Source organism: Halorubrum sp. SD690R (assembly GCF_005435035.1).
Lineage (GTDB): Archaea > Halobacteriota > Halobacteria > Halobacteriales > Haloferacaceae > Halorubrum > Halorubrum ezzemoulense.
On the sequence record NZ_SGTV01000112.1, the window covers coordinates 1 to 497 of the forward strand.

Genomic DNA, 497 nt, shown 5'->3' on the forward strand with positions numbered 1-497 from the left:
TACACCGACGCCCGCGGCCAGGACTCGGTGACCATCTCGGTCGGCGCCGGCGACCAGGGCCTCGCGTTCGACCCGACCCTCGTGTGGGTCGACGAGGGGACGACGATCACCTGGGAGTGGACGGGCGCCGGGGGCTCGCACAACGTCAAGACGGTCGACGGCGGCGGCCCGGCCAGCCTCGACAGCGGCGACCCCGTCGGCGAGGAAGGTGCCACCTACGAGTACGAGACGTCGAGCGAGGACGCCGGCATCACCCACTACCACTGCGTCCCCCACACCGCGGTCGGCATGCACGCCGGCCTCGCCGTCGGCGAGGACGTCGCCACCGTCGAGGTGGGCGGTGACAGCGGCTCGAACGCGGTGTTCGTCCCGGACGCCGCGCGCGCGCTCGGCATCGCGACGTTCATCGCGATGGTGAGCACGCTTGGCCTGGCGTTCGTCTTCATGAAGTACGGCGGCACGATCACCGGCCGCGAGCAGGCGTAGCGGCCGGCGAC

Annotated in this window: 1 protein-coding gene; it reads left to right on the forward strand. The window is 72.2% G+C overall.

Going from position 1 to position 497, the window contains the following annotated elements; all coding sequences use genetic code 11:
- The coding region (locus EXE41_RS18645) for a halocyanin domain-containing protein (RefSeq protein WP_137691798.1) at nt 1–486 on the forward strand (486 nt) is incomplete at its 5' end.
- Between the last annotated feature and the right edge of the window lie 11 nt (nt 487–497).